The sequence below is a fragment of the Planomonospora alba genome, assembly GCF_039534085.1.
Lineage (GTDB): Bacteria > Actinomycetota > Actinomycetes > Streptosporangiales > Streptosporangiaceae > Planomonospora_B > Planomonospora_B alba.
Map to the genome: position 1 here is coordinate 23,125 of NZ_BAAAUT010000027.1, position 17,435 is coordinate 40,559.

Annotated in this window: 18 protein-coding genes; 6 read left to right on the plus strand and 12 right to left on the minus strand. The window is 73.3% G+C overall.

All coding sequences use genetic code 11. The annotated features are described in order from the left end of the window. Positions 1-312: 312 nt before the first annotated feature. From ABD823_RS17475 to ABD823_RS17485, 3 genes are read right to left on the minus strand one after another with little or no spacing between them, the layout of a single operon-like run. A complete protein-coding gene (locus ABD823_RS17475; protein WP_344860810.1) occupies positions 313-1,338 on the minus strand; it encodes an alpha/beta fold hydrolase in 1,026 nt (341 codons plus the stop codon). Between the two features lie 29 nt (positions 1,339-1,367). Beyond that, positions 1,368-1,862, minus strand: a complete 495-nt coding sequence (locus ABD823_RS17480) for a DinB family protein (protein WP_344860811.1) — start codon at positions 1,860-1,862, stop codon at positions 1,368-1,370. Positions 1,863-1,910: 48 nt separating this feature from the next. Continuing rightward, positions 1,911-2,537 (minus strand): SAM-dependent methyltransferase, encoded by a 627-nt coding sequence (locus ABD823_RS17485; RefSeq protein WP_344860813.1) that lies wholly within the window; start codon positions 2,535-2,537, stop codon positions 1,911-1,913. 99 nt (positions 2,538-2,636) lie between these two features. Here ABD823_RS17485 and ABD823_RS17490 point away from each other — a divergent pair, with 99 nt between their 5' ends. Then, the gene (locus ABD823_RS17490) at positions 2,637-3,233 is read left to right on the plus strand and encodes a helix-turn-helix domain-containing protein (RefSeq protein ID WP_425566621.1); all 597 of its coding nucleotides are present in this window, start codon (positions 2,637-2,639) and stop codon (positions 3,231-3,233) included. 153 nt (positions 3,234-3,386) lie between these two features. On the opposite strand, the gene ABD823_RS17495 is transcribed toward ABD823_RS17490, so the two are convergent. From ABD823_RS17495 to ABD823_RS17505, 3 genes are all read right to left on the minus strand, one after another. Continuing rightward, positions 3,387-4,103, minus strand: a complete 717-nt coding sequence (locus ABD823_RS17495) for an SDR family oxidoreductase (RefSeq protein WP_344860816.1) — start codon at positions 4,101-4,103, stop codon at positions 3,387-3,389. 55 nt (positions 4,104-4,158) lie between these two features. Further along, positions 4,159-4,728, minus strand: a complete 570-nt coding sequence (locus ABD823_RS17500) for a tyrosine-type recombinase/integrase (protein WP_344860818.1) — start codon at positions 4,726-4,728, stop codon at positions 4,159-4,161. Between the two features lie 480 nt (positions 4,729-5,208). Beyond that, entirely contained in the window at positions 5,209-5,856 is a 648-nt protein-coding gene (locus ABD823_RS17505; RefSeq protein ID WP_344860820.1) for a hypothetical protein, read from the minus strand. 751 nt (positions 5,857-6,607) lie between these two features. Here ABD823_RS17505 and ABD823_RS17510 point away from each other — a divergent pair. Further along, positions 6,608-7,537 (plus strand): hypothetical protein, encoded by a 930-nt coding sequence (locus ABD823_RS17510; protein WP_344860822.1) that lies wholly within the window; start codon positions 6,608-6,610, stop codon positions 7,535-7,537. Here ABD823_RS17510 and ABD823_RS17515 read toward each other — a convergent pair. Continuing rightward, positions 7,495-7,665 carry a hypothetical protein gene (locus tag ABD823_RS17515; protein ID WP_344860823.1) on the minus strand — a complete coding sequence of 57 codons (171 nt, stop codon included), beginning with the start codon at positions 7,663-7,665 and terminating at the stop codon, positions 7,495-7,497. The genes ABD823_RS17510 and ABD823_RS17515 overlap by 43 nt on opposite strands. Positions 7,666-7,775: 110 nt before the next feature. Next, positions 7,776-10,436, minus strand: a complete 2,661-nt coding sequence (locus ABD823_RS17520) for an ATP-binding protein (RefSeq protein WP_344860825.1) — start codon at positions 10,434-10,436, stop codon at positions 7,776-7,778. A 146-nt stretch (positions 10,437-10,582) separates the two neighbouring features. Between ABD823_RS17520 and ABD823_RS17525 the strand changes: the two genes are divergently transcribed. The 3 genes from ABD823_RS17525 to ABD823_RS17535 all read left to right on the plus strand — a co-directional run bounded on the left by ABD823_RS17525 (position 10,583) and on the right by ABD823_RS17535 (position 13,867). Beyond that, positions 10,583-11,671 (plus strand): alkene reductase, encoded by a 1,089-nt coding sequence (locus ABD823_RS17525; protein ID WP_344860826.1) that lies wholly within the window; start codon positions 10,583-10,585, stop codon positions 11,669-11,671. Next, positions 11,668-12,897, plus strand: a complete 1,230-nt coding sequence (locus ABD823_RS17530; RefSeq protein WP_344860828.1) for an MFS transporter — start codon at positions 11,668-11,670, stop codon at positions 12,895-12,897. Before ABD823_RS17525 ends, ABD823_RS17530 begins: the two co-directional genes overlap by 4 nt. 244 nt (positions 12,898-13,141) lie before the next feature. Beyond that, a complete protein-coding gene (locus ABD823_RS17535) occupies positions 13,142-13,867 on the plus strand; it encodes a DUF4328 domain-containing protein (RefSeq protein WP_344860926.1) in 726 nt (241 codons plus the stop codon). 65 nt (positions 13,868-13,932) lie between these two features. On the opposite strand, the gene ABD823_RS17540 is transcribed toward ABD823_RS17535, so the two are convergent. From ABD823_RS17540 to ABD823_RS17555, 4 genes are all read right to left on the minus strand, one after another. Then, a complete protein-coding gene (locus ABD823_RS17540) occupies positions 13,933-14,289 on the minus strand; it encodes an alpha/beta hydrolase (RefSeq protein ID WP_344860928.1) in 357 nt (118 codons plus the stop codon). Continuing rightward, a complete protein-coding gene (locus ABD823_RS17545) occupies positions 14,247-14,858 on the minus strand; it encodes a hypothetical protein (RefSeq protein ID WP_344860830.1) in 612 nt (203 codons plus the stop codon). The genes ABD823_RS17540 and ABD823_RS17545 overlap by 43 nt, the downstream gene beginning before the upstream one ends. Positions 14,859-14,985: 127 nt before the next feature. Next, positions 14,986-15,648, minus strand: coding sequence for a response regulator (locus ABD823_RS17550; RefSeq protein ID WP_344860832.1), 663 nt, complete (start codon positions 15,646-15,648; stop codon positions 14,986-14,988). Continuing rightward, the gene (locus ABD823_RS17555; protein ID WP_344860834.1) at positions 15,645-16,772 is read right to left on the minus strand and encodes a sensor histidine kinase; all 1,128 of its coding nucleotides are present in this window, start codon (positions 16,770-16,772) and stop codon (positions 15,645-15,647) included. Before ABD823_RS17555 ends, ABD823_RS17550 begins: the two co-directional genes overlap by 4 nt. A gap of 231 nt (positions 16,773-17,003) precedes the next feature. Between ABD823_RS17555 and ABD823_RS17560 the strand changes: the two genes are divergently transcribed. Beyond that, positions 17,004-17,420, plus strand: a complete 417-nt coding sequence (locus ABD823_RS17560) for a DUF6223 family protein (RefSeq protein WP_344860835.1) — start codon at positions 17,004-17,006, stop codon at positions 17,418-17,420. The last annotated feature ends 15 nt before the right edge of the window (positions 17,421-17,435 follow it).

A 17,435-nucleotide genomic window follows, 5' to 3' on the forward strand; every position in this document is an offset into this window, starting at 1 on the left:
CTACGACGTCGCCAAGCTTCCCGACGATCCGCCGCTGGAAGCCTGGAGCTCTAGCCGGGTGGAGCGCATGGGCCTTGTGAGCGGTCGACGGTGTGGGCCGTGCTCCTACCCCTACCCGAAGTCCGCGGCCGTATAGGGGACACCCGCCGTCCCCACGCCGTATCGGGTCCAGCGGTGGGAGCCGGTCACCTCCCGCCAGCGGGACGCGCCCATCGCGAGGCTGACGAGCCAGCCACCGGCGTCGCCTCCACCCGCTACGGGCAGGCCATGAGTCGCCGAGGTGGGCCTGGCCGACGGGCAGCACCGCTGTTCTCAGCCGAGAAAACGCTTCAGCTCCGCAGTGACGAACCGAGGGTTCTCCTCGACGAGCCAGTGCCCGGTGCGCGGCACGTCCACCGCGCGCACGATCTTGGCCATGCGCGGGGCCACTGTGGCTCGGATCGCGTCGAGCTGCCCTTGGGCGGTCATGAGCAGGGTCGGGACTTGGACCGGTGCCGCTGCCACGGTGTCGCGGACGTCTTTGTCGAGGGCGCGATACAGCTCGAAGCCGCCCGACAGGGCCTCCGGCCGACTGTAGGTCCGTGCGTACTCGTCGATCTCGGTGTCGGTGAACGGGGACCGATCTGAGGTGCCGCCGAACGCCGTTCCGCCGAATGAAACCTGGGGGTAGAACAGTGCCAGATACTCGCGGACGTCGTCGCCCACGATCGCCTCAGGGACCCGTCGCTGGGAGTGGAAGGCGATGTGCCAGCTCAGTGAGCGGTACGTGGCCGCGTCAATACCGGGCCCGGGTAGCGGCAGGTCCAGGTAGCCGAGGCGTGCGGTGTCGTCGGGGAATTGGCTGGCGTACTGGAAGGCGACGGCGGCGCCGAAATCGTGGCCGACGACGGCGGCGTCCCGGATCGTGAGTCGGTCGGCGATCAACGTGTGCACGTACCGCGCCAGGGTGGCTTTGTCGTAGCCGGTCGGTGAGCCGGTGCTGTCGCCCAGTCCTGGAAGGTCGACAGCGTAGACCGTGTGGTGTTCGGCGAGTGCCGGCATGATCGGCCACCAGGCGTACCAAGTCTGTGGCCAGCCGTGGATCAGCACCACCGGTGTGCCGCTGCCGCCGGTCACGTAGTGCATGCGGACGCCGTCGACGTCGGCGAACTCGTGCCGGAAGGTGTTGTCGAACTCCGGGTCGTTCTGGGTGGCGACGGCGTAGGGGGGAATGTCCCCGGCGGCCGGCGCGGAACAGGCTGCGGTACCGATCGTGAGCAGGAGGGTGAGCGTGACGGTCACCATCGTGCGTGCGGGTTGGAGGAAGCGGCGCGACAGCCGCCGGATTGCGGTGATCATGTGTTCTTGTCCTGGAGAAGGAGGTGGGGTCAGCGTCCGGTCGTGCCGTCGATCAGTTCGCGGAGGATGTCCGCGTGGCCGGCGTGGCGGCCGGTTTCCTCGATCATGTGGGTGAGCGCCCAGCGGACGCTGGGAGCGGGGCGGTCTGGCCGCGGTCGAGGGAGCGGGGCGCCGAGATCGGTGCACTCGTCGAGAACGTCGTTCGCGCGCTCGACCGTCTCGTGGTAGCGGGCGACGACGTCGGCCACGCTGTCGGCCGGTGCGGCCTGGAACGTCGCCTGCCAGTCGGTGACGTCGTCGCCGAGGAAGAGCGAGCGTTCGACGAAAGTCAGGTGGTTGAGCAGGCCGAGCAGGTTCGTGCCTGATGGCACCGCGGTCGTCCGCGCCTGCGGTTCGGGGGCACCGTCGACCTTCGCGGCGACCGAGGCCCGGAGGTAGTCGAGGAATCCGCGCAGGATCTCGGCCTCGCTGCTCCCGGTCCGGGGCGGCGGAGTGTCGCGGCGGCGGCGCATGGTGTCAGCCATGGTGGTCTTCTCTCCCTTCGTGGGGTGGGGGCGGCGCTGTTCGCCGTGTCAGGCGGTGCGGTGGATGAGCAGCACGTGATCGGTGACCTCCGCGGTGCGCCCGTCCGGCCCGGTCGCGATCCTGCGGGGTGCGTCGGCCCGCTCAACCGTCCACGTCGCTGGGTCCAGATCGATACCCGCCGCGACCTCCCTCGGGCTCGGGTACCGGACGTCGGGATCCTGGTTCCACGACCACGGCGCGGTCGAGCCGTGGTCGACGACCAGCAGCCGCCCATCCCGGCGCAACGCGTGCGCGGCCGAGCGCAGGACGGCCGCCCTGTCCAGGTCGAAGGGGGTGTGCAGGTAGTGGGCGCAGATCAGGTCGAATTCGCCGTACGGGAAAGACCCGCGCAGGTCGTGCCGCACGGCGGTGACGCGATCGCCCAGGCCGTGTGCGCGGGTGAGTGCCGCGAGTCGTTCGACCGCCACGGCCGAGATGTCGGCGGCGGTGACGTGCCAGCCCTGCCTGGCGAGCCACAGCGCGTCACCGCCGACGCCGCATCCGAGGTCCAACGCGTCGCCGGGCGGCAGGCTCGCGACCATTTCGGTGAGTCGGGCATTCGGCTGCGGATCGGTGGCCGCCGGTCGTGCCGCGTACACGCCGTCCCAGAACATGACCGTCTCGGTCCCGTCCATCAAGGCTCCTTCCATCTGTGTCCGGCCAGTCTCGCCAGGTCCGCACCGATCTGGCACGAAATCTTGCGGTTCTGGCAAGATGGCCCCGTGGACCATGAAATGGACGAGGTGCTCGACACTGTGGGGCCGCGCCTGCGTGCGCTGCGTCGTCACCGCGGTATCACCCTCGCCGAGCTCGCGACGACAACCGGGGTGTCGGAGAGCACGCTGTCCCGGTTGGAGAGCGGGCAGCGTCGGGCGACCCTGGAGTTGCTGCTGCCGCTGGCCCGTACGTATAACGTTCCGCTGGACGACCTTGTAGGCGCTCCGCGCACCGGCGACCCCCGGATCCACCTCACGCCGATCCGGAGGTTCGGGATGACCTTCGTACCGCTGTCCCGGCGGCCGGGCGGGGTGCAAGCATTCAAAATGATCATCCCTGCCCAGCCGGAACCGCTCGTACCTACCCTGCAGACCCACGACGGCTTCGAATGGCTGTACGTGCTCAACGGACGCTTGCGGCTCATCCTCGGAGAGCGCGACCTGACGTTGCCGCCCAGTGAGGCGGCCGAGTTCGACACGTCCGTGCCGCACTGGCTGGGCAGCGCCGACGGCGGCGTGGTGGAACTACTTATCCTCTTCGACCCGCAAGGGATGCGTACGCACGTACACGCCGGCCCGCATCGGCCCTCTCACGGCGGAAGCCGCCGAACTTAGGTCGGTCCGGTGCGGGCCGGCGGTGCTGAGGCCGAAGACGTCCGCCGCTGTGGCGCGGACCGGGGCCAGGGGCCGTCCGCCATCGCACCCTCGAGAGGCCGCTGCGCACGCACGTCTTGACTTTCGTGCTCTGCCAGGGAGGATGTTTGGTCGTCAGGCGGTGAAGCCGCCGTCGATGTTGAGGCTGGAGCCGGTGATGTAGTCGGCGTCAGGTCCGGCGAGGTATGACACGAAGGCGCCGACCTCCGCGGCGGTGCCGTAGCGGTCGGTCGCCATGACACCGAGCATGGCCTGCGCGGTGGGTCCATCGGCGGGGTTGGCATCGGTGTCGATCGGGCCGGGCTGGATGTTGTTGATGGTGATCTGGCGTGGGGCCAGTTCACGCGCGAGGCCGCGGGTGAGGCTCGCCAGCGCGCCCTTGGTCAGTGCGTAGATCGACTGGTCGGGGAACGGCGTGCGGTCGGCGTTGATGCTGCCGATGTTGATGGGGTCCCGGCAGCAATGAAGGAATTTCCAACGAAGTAGCCCTTGGCCTGCGGTGATGCTGAGCCCTTCGGCTAAGGTCTCGATTCGCTTACGGTGTGGAGCATGAGCGACAAACCGGAGTTCGGGTACGGCGCAGGCCCGCGGCCGTTGTGGACGGCGCGGGACCGGGACGCCGAGGCGATCCGGGCGGTGCTGCGCACGGCGGAGCGGCGGGAGTTCAGCCAGCGCCATGGCGGGCTCGTCGTGGAGGGCTGCGGCGATGGACGGCCGTTCCTCCTTGCCTGTGCCGATGATGCCGAGGCATCGGCCCGCGAGCTGGCCCGCTACCAAGACGACCTGCGTGCGGCCGGCTATCGGGTAGAGCCGGACGCAGACGATGATCAAGCGCTGCGGGTGTGGATCGGCTCTTGAGCGGGGTGCCGCACCCGGGGCGGGGGCATCAGCGCCTGCGGCGGGCTGCGGGGTCGGCTTCGGCGGTGAGGCGGGCGGAGGTCTCCTCGCCCAGGCGCACGTAGCGGCCGAGGCTGGCCAGGTGGGCGTGACAGCTCTTGGCCTGCAGCTCCGGAGCGGTGCGGCCGTCGGCGGCCAGGTGCTGCAGGGCCGAGTGGCGCAGCTGGTGCAGGGTCCACCCGGTCCCGTGCGGGTCGAGCGCGGCGGAGGCGGTCTTGAACAGGTACTCGGCGCGCGGGTAGGACAGGCGGCCGCGGCCGGTGACGGGGCAGATGTCGGCGGCCGCGGGGGTGCGCCGGCCCGAGGCAGGGGCGCGGCGCTCAGCCAGGAACACCGGGCCCGCGGTGCGGCCGCGCAGCAGGCGGGCGGTTCCGGTGGCCCAGTGCACGTACTCGATCGCGCCGCCCTTGGAGACCACGCGGGCGCGGCGGAACTCCAGATCGAGGTCGTCGACGTTGAGGGACAGGATCTCCTCGGCCCGGGCGGCGGTCTCATAGGCCAGCCGCCACAACACGCGCTCGCGCAGGGCGTGGCTGGGGTCGGTGAACAGTTTCTCCAACCGGGCGCGCGGGATGGCGCGGTCGCCGCGGCGGGCGGGTTTGCGCTGCTCCAGCCGGCGGGCCGGGTCGTGGCCGTGGCCAGGGAGTCGAGGAAGCGATCGACGGCCTCGGCCACGCGGGGCCCGCCGGGGTCGTCCGGCGCCGGGACCGGGAGCACGACGACCGCCACGAGATCGCCTTCTGCGCGATGTGACACATAACGTTGCCGAGTCGGCTCCTGCCCGCTCGGCGGCGGGCTGGGCCGCAGCAGCGCCGCCGAGGCCAGTGTGACAGGTAATGCAAGTTCTGTGTCACCTCGTCGCCGGGCGGCCACCATGATCATTCCGGGATTCTCCACCCCGGTGGGCAAGGACCTGGCCACGAACATGTGGTGGGCGCTGAAGGCGCGTCAGGCACGCAGGTCCACTGCGGCTGAGGGACCCGGCATTCGGCGAACGAGTTAATCCCGTGATTGGCCGTGAGGAGGAGCAGCGACGGGATCAGTCATCTTCGGAAGCTGGCGGTTCCATGGCCGGTGCGATTTCTCGCGGCGTGGCGAGTCCATCGGTGAGTTGAAGCCCATGAGTGAGTATGTAGTCGAGCTGCCTGGCCAGACGAGGGACACTCGTTGCGGGCAGGTAGGCATCGGCGCCGACGTTGAACAGACGTCGGAGCGGGCCCTGGTAATTGACTCCGAGCTCGTGGTCCTCGATTTCGGTGATGATGACACGGGCTTTCGGGAACATCAATCGGAGTCTGGCGATCAGCTGTGGGCTGGCTGGCGGTGCCAGCAGCACGTCGGCCGTTGCGGGAGCCGCGAGCATGTCGAGCACGATGTAGTCCGCCCCCAGCTGGGCGGACAGCGACACCCGGGCCGCCTTCGACAGCTTCATCGCGGTGGCCACGACGGTCACGTCGTCGTAGTCGATCGGTGGTCGGTCGTTGGCCTCCTCTGGCGTGTCGCGATCGACGATGGCGCCTTGGAGCACGTCGACGGTGCTGGAGATCGTCGCGATCGACTCGCCGTCACGCGTGACGATCACGTTCTCGCCGGATTCAAGGGCGTCGATGAGCGCCACGACGTCTTCGGGAAGGCGGGTCACGTCGATTCGCTTCGTGGAGCGCGGGACGCGTCTGCGGATCACCACGGCTGGGACCCGTTCACAGCTGCGCGGCACCCTGCGTCATGCGCAGCCCCGGTCGCCTATCGAAGGCCTCGCCACGGTGGCGTGGCCACCTGCCCTGAAGGTGCCGTTCAACCAGACGGTCACACGAGCCCTCTCTGATGCTGTGATCTCGTTAGATGCCACTGCACGGCCATTGGCTCGACGCCGCGCCGGAGTTTCCCGCATCGACTATGTCTGCGCCCCATCAACGGCGATGCGAAGGTGGGGCCGAACCTTGCCGGTCGGTCGCGTCCTCGGGCATGAACCCGAGCCACGGCAGCGTACAGAGCTGGACCAACATGCCCAACTGGTCCACCGAGCGCCGCCCCGCCCCGGATCGACGAACGCCACATCCGCCGTCGTCGGCGTGAAGTACCGGATCAACTCATCGCTGCTGATCTCCGGAAAAGACCGCAGCTGCTCCGGCTGCTCCTCGGAGAACATCTTCTCTGACAATGCACCACTCCACGTGCCGTACTGGACAAAACCGGAACGAACGTAGCGGCAGTGATCGCCAGCCTGCCACAGACAGTCAAACCCCTCCGTTACCGCAGGTCAAGAGCTACTTCGTCGGAAATTTCTTCATTGCTATCGGGACCTCGTAAGAGCCGTGCCCCGGTGACCGGGCTCCTCGTCCTGAGCGGACGAACGGCCGTCCGCCCATACGGATAGTTGACCGATTAGCGAACGATGTCTCCGCGCGTCGCGTCCACGAAGCGGACATACGGGCATCATGTACAGTCTCATCCGGGCGGCCGTCACCGTCCTGACACTCACCGCGATGACCGTCACCGCTTCACCGGCCGCCGCGGCGCCGCCTCCCCTGCCGCGCCAGGCCCCCGCCGCCGCTCCTCCGTCCGCCGGAACGCGCACGGCGCCCGCGCCGGCGGGCACCCGGGCGATGTGGCTGTGGAACTCCGCCACCGCGCGGCCGGCCGACGTGCTGGCCTGGGCCCGCGCCCAGAACGTGACCGAGATCTTCGCCTACGCCCCGGCCACCCTGCCCGCCAACTCCACCCAGCTGACGCGGATGCGCGAGCTCAAGCGCGGCGCCGACACCGCGGGCATCCGCCTGACGGCCCTGGGCGGGGAACCGGAATGGGCCACCGACCACGCCGCGGCGCGCGCCTGGCAGCGCGCGGTGCTGGGCACCGGGCTGTTCGCCGGCAGCCACGTCGACGTGGAGCCGTACGCGCTGCCCGCCTGGCAGAGCGGCCAGGAGTCCCTGGCGCAGTCCTTCGTGCGGATGCTGGAGCTGCTGCAGGCCGACGACACCCGGCCGCTGGAGGCCGACGTGCCCTTCTGGTACGGCGAGATCCCCCTGGGCAGCGGCACCACGCTGGCCGACCAGGTGCTGGCACGGGTGGACGCCGCCACCGTCATGAGCTACCGCGACACCGCCACCGGACCCAACTCGATGACGGACATCGCCACCGACATGCTCACCCGCGCAGCCGGCGCGGGCAAGCCTCTGCGGCTGGGCGCCGAGACCCAGCCGCTGGCCGACTGCCCGCACTGCACCTTCGCCGAGGAAGGCGCGGCGCGCATGAGCGCGGTGCTGGCCGAGGTGGACCGGGTCGCCGGCGCGTACGCGACCTTCAACGGCATCGCGATCCACCACTACGCCTCCTGGCGCACCATGGCCGCCCGGTCGGGCCGGTGAAGCAGGCGCCCCACCGGCCGCGCCGGGGTGGCCGTGATCGCCGCACGCAGTTCGCGCGCGCCGGGCCCCTGATCCGGCGCGTGTGGTGCCGGGTCGATGGCCCTTACCAGGTTGTCGATGTCGCTCATGCTTCCCCGCCGATGCGCCGCCAGGCGGTGAGGAACGTCTCGGAGATGACGTCGGCCGCGTCGCCGTCGGAATGTGGCAGCTCGCTGTGAACGGGACGCCCGCTTGAGCCTCAGGTGAGGCCGAGGCGGGTCAGCTCGCGGCGGGAGCGGATGCCGAGCTTGCGGTAGGCCCGGTAGAGGTGGTGCTCCACGGTGCGCGGGCTGAGGAACAGGTGGGCGGCGATCTCCCGGCTCGTGCCGCCGTCCATCGCCAGCCGTACGACCTGGAGTTCCTGCGGCGTGAGCCGCTCCAGGGGGTCGGCGGCCGTCGGCCGGGCGACCACGACGGACTCCCCTGTCGCCTTCAGCTCCGCCTCCGCGCGTGCCCGCCACGGCGCGGCCCGCAACCGCTCGAAGGTCCGCAGCGCGGCACGGAGCGGAGCGCGGGCGTCGCTGCGGCGGCGCGCCCGGCGCAGCCACTCGCCGTACGCCAGTTCGGTGCGGGCCTGCTCGAAGGGCCGGTTCGCGCGCCGGTGCGCCGCCAGGGCCCGGAGGTAGTCGTCCTCGTCGTCGCTGAGCAGAGCACGACAGCGGGCGCTGACCGCCTCCGCCCAGGGCTGCCCTCCGGCGCGCGCCCAGGCTTCCAGACGGTGCAGGGGCTCCTTCGCCCGGTCGGGCCGGTTCAGCCGCACGGCCGCCTCGACCTGCTCGGCCCCGGCCGTGACCAGCACCGTCAGATGGCGCAGCGGTCCTCGCGCGGCGGCCTCGAGCCGCTCCAGCACCCGCTCGTAGCGGCCCATGCCCAGGTCGAGCAGGCAGAGCGCGACGAGGCCGGTCACGCCGCCGGCGTCGGTGGGGTCTCCGGCCAGCCGCAGGCAGCGCTCCTCGTCGCCCTCGATCGCCGCCACCCGGGCCAGCACCGCGTGCAGCCGCGCCACCCGCTGGTGCATCCCGGTGTCGCGGGCGAGCTGGACGGCCTCGGCGACGCAGGCCTCGGCGTCACGGTGCCTGCCGGCCTGCACCTGCACCCCGGCCAGGTCCTGCAGCACCTGCGGCAACGCTCCCACCAGGCTCTGCCTGCGCAGCCGCGCCACCTCGGCGGTCGCCAGGGCGGCGGCCGCGTCGTCGTCGGCGACGACCATCGCGCAGAAGGCGGCCCACCGCGCGGTGGCATCCTCCGGCGGCGTGCGCGGCACCCGGCCGGCGGCCTCGGGCGGTGTCTGCGCGACGAAGCGCTGCAGCAGCGGCAGGCCACGCGCGTAGTCGTCGTCGACCAGGTGCGCCAGCCCCTGGATCATCGGATCCCGCGCGCCCGTGCCGGCCGCCCGCGCGGCCGCGCTGCGGATCACCTCCGCCTCGCCGCAGAGCCAGGCGTACCCGGCCGCCGTGCGCAGCATGGGCGTCACCCGCACCGGGTCCGCGGCGGCGGCCCGTTCCACCAGGATGCGGGCCGCCGAGCGGCCCTCCCCCCGCTCGAACTCCACCGCCGCCCGTATCTCGGTCAGCGCGGCGAGGGGGACGGTCTCGTCCACCAGTTCCTCGGCCTGCCGGACGAGGCCCGCGGCGTGGTCGGCGTGGCCGGACGCGAGCGCCAGCGACGCCGCCCGCGCCAGCCGGGCGGCCCGGCCGGACGGGCCCGGGGTGAAGGCCGCGGCCTGTTCCCACAGCCCGGCGGCGGCGGCGAAGGCGGCCCGGCCGCGGGCCCGTTCGGCGGCCTCGGCCAAGGCCGCCGCCAGGTCCTCGTCGGGTGAGGTCGCCGCCGCGGCCCGGTGCCGGACCCGGCAGTCCTCGTCGGTGGCCGCCTCCGCCAGCACCCGGTGCACGGCGATGCGCCGCGCCAGGGGCGCGCCCTGGTAGGCGGCGGTACGGATCAGGGGATGGCGGAAGGCGATGGCGGTGGCGCTGACCTCGACCAGCCGGGCCTCCTCGGCCTGCGCCAGGTCCTCCGGCCCGACCCCCAGCGCCTCGGCGGCGCGCAGCAGCATGGGCAGGTCGCCACGGCCCTCGGCGGCGGCCGTCAGCATCATCAGCCGGGTCCTCTCCGGCAGCAGGGCGATGCGCGCGCGGAAGGACGCGAGCACCCGGTCGGCGACCGGGATCGGGCCGGCCGCGGTGTGGTAGCGCCTGCGTCCGGTGGACAACTCCATCAGCGCCAGCGGGTTCCCGTCGGATTCGGCGATCACCTGGTCCCGCTCCGCGGGGGGCAGGCCCCGGTGTTCCAGCACGCGCGCCGCGTCCTCCTGCGACAGCCCGGACAGCCGGACCTCGGGCAGGCCGGGTGCGGCGAAACCCTCCTCCCGCGCGGCGAACAGCAGCGCCGCCTTCTCGTCCGTGAGGCGCCGGGCGGCGAACAGCAGCGCGTCGGCGGTGGCCTGGTCCAGCCAGTGCGCGTCGTCGACCAGGCAGAGCACCGGTCCGTCGTCGGCCAGCCGGGCCAGCAGGGTCATCACGGCCAGCCCGGACAGGAACCTGTCCTGCCCGGCCGGGCCGCCCGAGCCGAGCACCGCCCGCAGGGCGTCCGCCTGCGGCGCGGGCAGGGCGTCGAGATGGTCCTGGACCGGCCAGAGCAACTGCACGAGCCCGGCGAAGGCGAGATCGGCCTCGGTCTCGACGCCGGTGGCCCGCAGTATCCGCACGCCGAGGCCGCGGGAGTGCTCGGCGGCCCAGTCCAGCAGAGCCGACTTGCCGATGCCCGCCTCGCCCCGCAGAACCAGGCCGCCGCTGCGGCCGGCGCGCGCGGCCTCCAGGAGCTCCTCGATCGCCGCCTGCTCACTCGCCCTGCCGTACAGCAACGACGACGCCTTTCGTCCCAGTGTGCGGATGACCGGGATACGTACCCGATCGCAGTAGTCCGGTACCGAAACCTTACCGATTCGGCCCGTAGACGCCCGCTCGTAGCCTCGTCGCACCGAAACGAGCTCACGACACGGAGGGTGACATGAACGAGCTGCTCACGCCGGTCACCATCGGCGCGCTGGATCTCCCCAACCGCCTGGTCATGGCGCCCATGACACGGAATCGGGCCCGGGGCGGGCTCGTCGGCGAACGGACCGCCGAGTACTACGCCCAGCGCGCCGCCGCCGGCCTGATCATCACCGAGGGCACCCAGCCATGCGTGATCGGCCAGGGCTACATCGACACGCCGGGCCTGCACTCGCCCGAGCAGGCGGCGGCCTGGCGGCTGGTGACGGACGCGGTGCACCGGCGAGGCGGCCGCATCGCGGTCCAGCTCATGCACTCCGGGCGGATCGGCCATCCCTGTCTGTATCCCGGGGGCGAGCTCCCCCTCGCGCCGTCCGCGATCCGCTCCGGCGAGCGGCTCTACACGCCGCAGGGGCTGCTCGACCACCCGGTCCCGCGGGAGATGACCCTGACCGACATCGCGCGGGCCGTCGAGGAGTTCGCGGCCGCGGCCCGGCTGGCGATCGACGCCGGCTTCGACGCGGTCGAGCTGCACGCCGCCAGCGGCTACCTGATCCACCAGTTCCTGTCGGACAACACCAACCGGCGCACCGACGCCTACGGCGGTCCGGTGACCGCACGGATCAGGTTCGCCGTGGAGGTGGTGCAGGCCGTCAGCGACGCCGTCGGCCCGGACCGCACCGGCATCCGCGTCTCCCCCGGCATCACCTACAACGGCATGGACGAGAGCGACACGGAGATCCTGTACGCGGAGCTGACCCGCGCGCTCGCGCCGTACGGCCTGGCCTACCTGCACGTGTCGGAGAACGACACGCGCGACGTGACCAAGATCATCCGTTCGGAGTGGCCCGGCACGCTCATCCTCAACCCGCACCCGTGGCGCGGTGACGGGCCCGCGGGTCCCGCCGACGGTCTCGAGGCACTGCGCTCCGGCCTGGCCGACGCGGTCTCCTTCGGCAGGCTGTGGCTGGCCAACCCCGACCTGCCCGCGCGGATCGCCAGGGGCGGCCCGTACAACGAGGCCGACCCGAAGACCTTCTACGGCGGCGACCACCGCGGCTACACGGACTACCCGGTGCTGTCCGCCCGCGAGGAGGGAAGATGAGCCGCCCGTCCTCTTCCTCCCCGGCTCCTTCCACGGCCGGCCGCGCCGGGGCGGCGCCGCCGGGGCGCGGGATCCCGGCGGCCTGGCCGGCGCTGCTGGCGGGGCCGCTCTCCTTCGGCATCGCCGGGCCCAGCCTCATCCTGCCGGACGCGGCCCGCGACCTCGGACTGGCCCTCGGCGCGGTGACCTGGATCGTCACCGCGTTCGGCTGGGCCGTCGCGATAGGCACCCCGTTGACGGCGGGCCTGCAGAACCACCAGGGGGCACGCCGGGCGCTGTCCGCCTGTGCCGCGCTGGTGGCCCTGGGCGCGGTGCTGGTGGCGGCCGTGCCGTCGCTGCCGGTGCTGGTGCTCGGCAGCGCGGCACAGGGGCTCGGCACGGCGGGGTTCACCACGATCGCCATGAGCCTCGCCCGCTCGGCGCGCTCGCTGGGGCTGGTCACGTCCTCGCTGGCCACGGTGGGCGCCTGCGCCCCGCTGGTCGCCGACCTGGTCGCGGAGGCACTGTCGTGGCGGGTGGCCCTGGCGCTGCCGGCGCTGAGCCTGCTGGCCGTTCCGGCCGTGCTGCGTCACCGCCCGGCGGAGCCGGCCCCCGCGGCCTCCTTCGACTCGCGGGGGGCGGTACTGCTGACGGCGCTGGTGACGGCGCTGGTGTTCGTGCCGCACTCGTGGCCGGTGGCGGGCGCCTGCGTCCTGGCCGCCTGCGGACTGCTGGGGCTGCACGTGCGCGCCAGGCCCGACGGGTTCGTGCCCGCGTCGGTCGTCCGCGCCCCGGTGTTCCTGCTGATGTCCGGGCTGGCGTTCCTGCTGGCCGCGGTCAACTTCGGGATGATCTACCTGTTGCCCGCCCTGCTCGCCGGGCGGGCGGGCTGGAGCGGCGGTGCGGTGGGGGCGGCCATGCTGTGGCCGCTGCTGTTCGGCGGGCTGGCCTCGTACGGGGTGGTCGCCGCCACCGCGAAGGCCCCCGTGCAGGCCGTCGCCGTGCTGTTCCCCGCGGTGGCGGCGGCCGGCGTGGCGCTGGCGGCCGCCGGTGTCCCGCCGGTCGTCCTGCTCGCCGCGCAGGCGCTCACCTCTCTCGCCGCCGCCTCCGGGCAGGGGGCGTTCGCGGCGCGCGCCGCCGCCGCGGTGCCCGGTGGCGCGCGGGCGACGGCGATGGGCCAGTTCAACCTCTGCTACCTGCTGGGCGCCGCGTTCGGCCCCGCCATCGCGGCCGCGCTCACGGTCTGAGGCGTCGGCCCTGGCGGCGCGGGCGGCGAGGCTGCGGCACTCCCCCGCCAGGGCGGCCACGCCCGGGCGGCGGGACAGCTCGTCCACGGCCGCCGCCCCGCCGCCCGGGTCGCCCCCGCCGCTCGTCCGGACGGTCCGGCTCCGCCCCCGCCGTCTCGCGCTCCCGGGACACTTCAATCTTCACATTCTTCTCATATATCAATAAATCGGATAAAAGCCATATAAAGTGTCGTCGGTGACAGCCATGCACCCCCAGACCCCGGCCGCCCCGTACGGACCGCCCGCCCGCCCCGTCCGCCCCCTGCGCGCGATGGCGGTCGCGGTCATCGCCCTGCTGGGCGTCGACGCGCTGGCCAATCTGTTCGCCCTGGTCACCGCCGTCGACCGGGCCTTCATCGTCTCCGCCCTCATCGACGGTTCCGAGACGGTCGACGCGGCCGCTGTGGAGGCCAACGACAGGCTCTACCTGGCGGGCGCGACGGCGCAGACGCTGACCTACGTCCTGACCGCCGTCGCCTTCGTGATCTGGCTGTTCCGGGCGCGCTCCAACGCCGAAGCCATGATGCCGGTCCCGCACCGCAGGAACGCCGCCTGGATCGTCTTCGGCTGGGGCGTACCGATCGTCAACTTCTGGTACCCCCGGCAGATCGTCGACGACATCTGGACGACCTCCTGGCTGGGCTCGCTGGGCCACACCGGCCTGGGAGGGCTCACCCTGCGCACCGCCCGCCGATCCCGCCTGGTGTCGGCGTGGTGGCTGCTGTGGGTCATCGGCATGATCATCCCCAACTTCGTCTACCGCTACGCCGCCCGCCGTGACGACCTGTCCTCCTACCTCCTGACGGCCAAGACCGAGATCGTCTTCGCCGTGCCGGTCCTCGCCTGCGCCGCCCTGGCCGCGACGATCGTCTGGAGGATCACCGGGTTCCAGGAGCACCGGCGGCAGGTGACGGCCCCGGTGAGCCGCTGAGCGGCGGGCCGGACCCGGCCGGTGGCGCTCGCCCCGGACCCGGGCCCGCCGCTCGGCGGCCGGGCTCACCGGCCCGGCGGCGGGCAGGCGGTGTCCGCGGCCGGCAGCCCGCCGTCGAGCAGGTAGCGGTGCACGGCCTGTTCGACGCAGTCGGTGCGGGAGGGGGTGAACACCCCGTACACCAGGTGGCGGAAGACGCCGCGCACGGTCACCATGCGGGAGCCGGTCAGGGCCCGGCGCATCGCCAGCTGGCCCGGATAAGGCGTCTTGGGATCGCCGGTGGAGCCCACGATCAGTGCCGGAACGCCGTTGCCGATCGGCGTGGGGGGCTCGGCGGGGACGGCCGGCCAGAACGCGCACGGGAGGTTGGAGGCACGGGTCAGCGGCGCGAACAGCGGCTCGTCGGCGCGGTGGGCCCGGATGTCCCGGTAGTAGCCCTCGGGTCCCTGGCCAGCGCCACGCTCCGGTCGAAGGCGCGCCGGTCCCGGCCCGCCGAGCGCAGGTAGTCCCCGATCGGCCAGCGGCAGTCCACCGGAGTGCTGCGCCCGGCGAACCGGGGGTCCATCCCGATCAGGTCGTAGCGGGCCGCGAGCGCGGGCGCGTGCCCCTTGAGCAGCGCCGCGTAGATCCTGCCGGGGTCGCCGGGACCGCCGGGGTTGATCAGCAGCGCCCCGCGGCGCTCACCGGGTCCGCTGGCCCTCAGCCGTGACAGCGCGACCTCGACGGTCCGTCCGCCGGGGCGGGCGTGGTCCAGCGGAACCGTGATCTGCGCGCACTGCGCTCCCGCGGCGTCCAGCCGCCTGCCGGGTCCGTCGTCCGGGCCTTCCTGGCAGCGGCGCCAGGCGATCTCCTGCCGCTCGAACCGGGCGGGCCCGCCGTCCGGGCGATCCTGCCGGGCCGCGGCCCCGCCGGGGGCGGCGGCGAAGCCGGACGACGCGAGTACCGCGATCGCGGCGGCGCCCGCCGCGGTCACCCAAGTGATCTTCTTCATGGGGTGAGCATCGTGCCGGGGCGCCGCCGCGGGCATCGGCCGTAGAGCCGATCAGGAGCCGGTACGGCTCGGCCGTTCGACCGGGGAAAGACCGCTTTGCCGGGGCGTCCGCACTCCTGCGCGGACCTCAGCGGTCGCGCGGGGCCACCAGGCCGGACTCGTAGGCGAAGATCACGAGCTGGGCGCGGTCGCGGGCGCGGAGCTTGGCCATGGCCCGGTTGACATGGGTTTTCGCGGTCAGCGGGCTGATCGCCATGTGGCCGGCGATCTGGTCGTTGGACAGACCCTGCGCGACCAGGGCGACGGCCTCGCGTTCGCGGGCGGTCAGTCCCTCCAGCCCCGCGCCGGTGCCGGTCCCGAGCGGCCGGGTGAGATGTCTGTCGATGAGCCTGCGGGTGATCGACGGGGCGAGCAGCGCGTCGCCGCGCGCGGCGACGCGCACGGCGTGCAGGAAGTCCTCGGGCACGATGTCCTTGACGAGGAACCCGGCCGCGCCGGCGCGCAGCGCGTCGAAGACGTACTCGTCGAGGCCGTAGTTGGTCAGGATGACGACGTGCACCCCGGCCAGGGCCGGGTCCGCGGCGATGCGCCGGGTCGCCTCGATGCCGTCGACGACCGGCATCCGGACGTCGACGAGAGCGACGTCGGGCAGGTGCTCTTTGACCAGCGCCAGGCCCTGCAGGCCGTCGGCGGCCTCGGCCACCACCTCGATGTCGTCCTCGAGGTCGAGGATCGCGCGGAACCCGCTGCGGATGAGCGGCTGGTCGTCGACCAGCAGGACGCGGATCACGGCGTCCGCTCCACGGGGAGTTCGGCCTCGACGGTGAAGCCTCCCGCGCTGCGCGGCTCCGCGCGCAGGCGGCCGCCGAGGGCGGTGACGCGCTCGCGCATCCCGAGCAGCCCCACGCCGGGCACCGCCCCGCTGCCCGGCGCGGCCCGGCCGTCGTCGTCGACGCGCACCGCCAGGGCGTCGGGACGGTAGTCGATCCGGACCGACGCGGTGGCGGCGCCGGCGTGGCGGGCGACGTTGGTGAGGGACTCCTGGACGATCCGGTAGACGGTCCGGCCCACTGCGGCCGGCACGTCGTGCCGCCGCCCGCCGATCGTCAGCGTCGCGTCCAGCCCGATGGCACGGGCCCGCTCCACCAGCTCCGGGACGTCGTCGAGCCCGCGCGGCGGGGCCGTGCCGTCGTCGCGCAGCGCCTGCAGGGTCGCGCGCAGCTCCCGGGCCGCCTCGCGTCCGGCCTCCTGGATCGCCAGCAGGGGCTCCGGCACCTGCTCGCCGCGCCTGCGGGCCACGTGGACGGCGACCTCGGCCTGCAGCTTGATGATCGAGATCTGGTGGGTGAGCGCGTCGTGCAGTTCCCGCGCGATGCGCAGCCGCTCCTCGTCGGCGCGGCGCCGCGCGGTCTCCTCCCGGGTGCGCTCGGCCTCCTCCGCCCGCCGCTCGGCCTGCCGCAGCGCCTCGCCCGCGGCACCGGCCGCGACCAGCCAGGCCAGCTCCAGGGCCCCCCGGGCCTGCGCGAACGCCTCGCCCGTGTCGTGTAGGCCCGAGGCCAGGGCCGCCAGGGGGAGAGCGGCCAGCACGGCCACGCTCGCCGCCACGGTGACGGCGCGGTGTCCCGCGCGCACGGCGGCGTACACCGCGAACAGGTACGCGACGGCGGGCACGTCGAAACCGGCCGCCTGGTACCCGACCGCGCACGATCCGGTGACGGCCAGGACGGGGACCGGAGCCCGGCGGCGTACGGCCAGCGCCAGGCCGCCGGCCGCCAGCAGCGCGTAGCCGGGCAGGTCGGGGCCCGCGGCGGAGTCCCGTCCGGACAGCCCGGTGACCAGCAGCGCCGCCGCCACGCAGACGGCGATCGCCCAGTCTCCGGCACCGACCCCGGCGCCGGACCGCCCTGTACCCATGCGCGCACCCTAACCGGATCCGCGCCCGGGCGGCTCCTGCGCGCGGACGAGCGGCCGGCTACCGCGCACGCGGTAGGCGCGCGGCTCCTGCGGCGTCCGCGGTAGCCGGCCGCCGTACCGGCGGCAGCGCGCATCTCCCACCTGCGCCGGACGACCGGCGGCGGGTCCGGCGGACATGATCGGTCGACGTCCTGTCGCAGGAGCCAAGCCGTAGGAGACAAGGAGCAGTACATGCCGGTCCGTCACCTGTCCGCCGCAGCCGCAACCGCCCTGATCGCGATCCCCGGGCCCGCCGCCCCGGCGGCCGCGCGCGTGCTGCTCCAGCCCGACCCCGTCGGCGCCTACGTCCTGACCTCCGGGCGCCTGTGGTCCGTGGTGGCCGCACTGCTGGGGCTGGCCGGTGTGGTCGCCGGCGGGCTGGCCCTGGCCCGCTCCGCCGGCCGTACCGGCACCGGGAGAAGAGGGGCCGTCGCGGCCCTGGTGGCGGGGTCGGCCCGCGCGGCGGGCGGCGGGCTGGTCGTGGCCGCCGCCGAGGGCGGTCCCGGCACCGGCTACGGGATCGTCGGGGGCTACCTGGCCCTGGCGGTCGGGCTGGCCGCCGTGGCGCTCGGCGGACTGGCCCTGGCCCGCTCCCGCCGCGCCGGCTGACCCGGTGACCCGCGA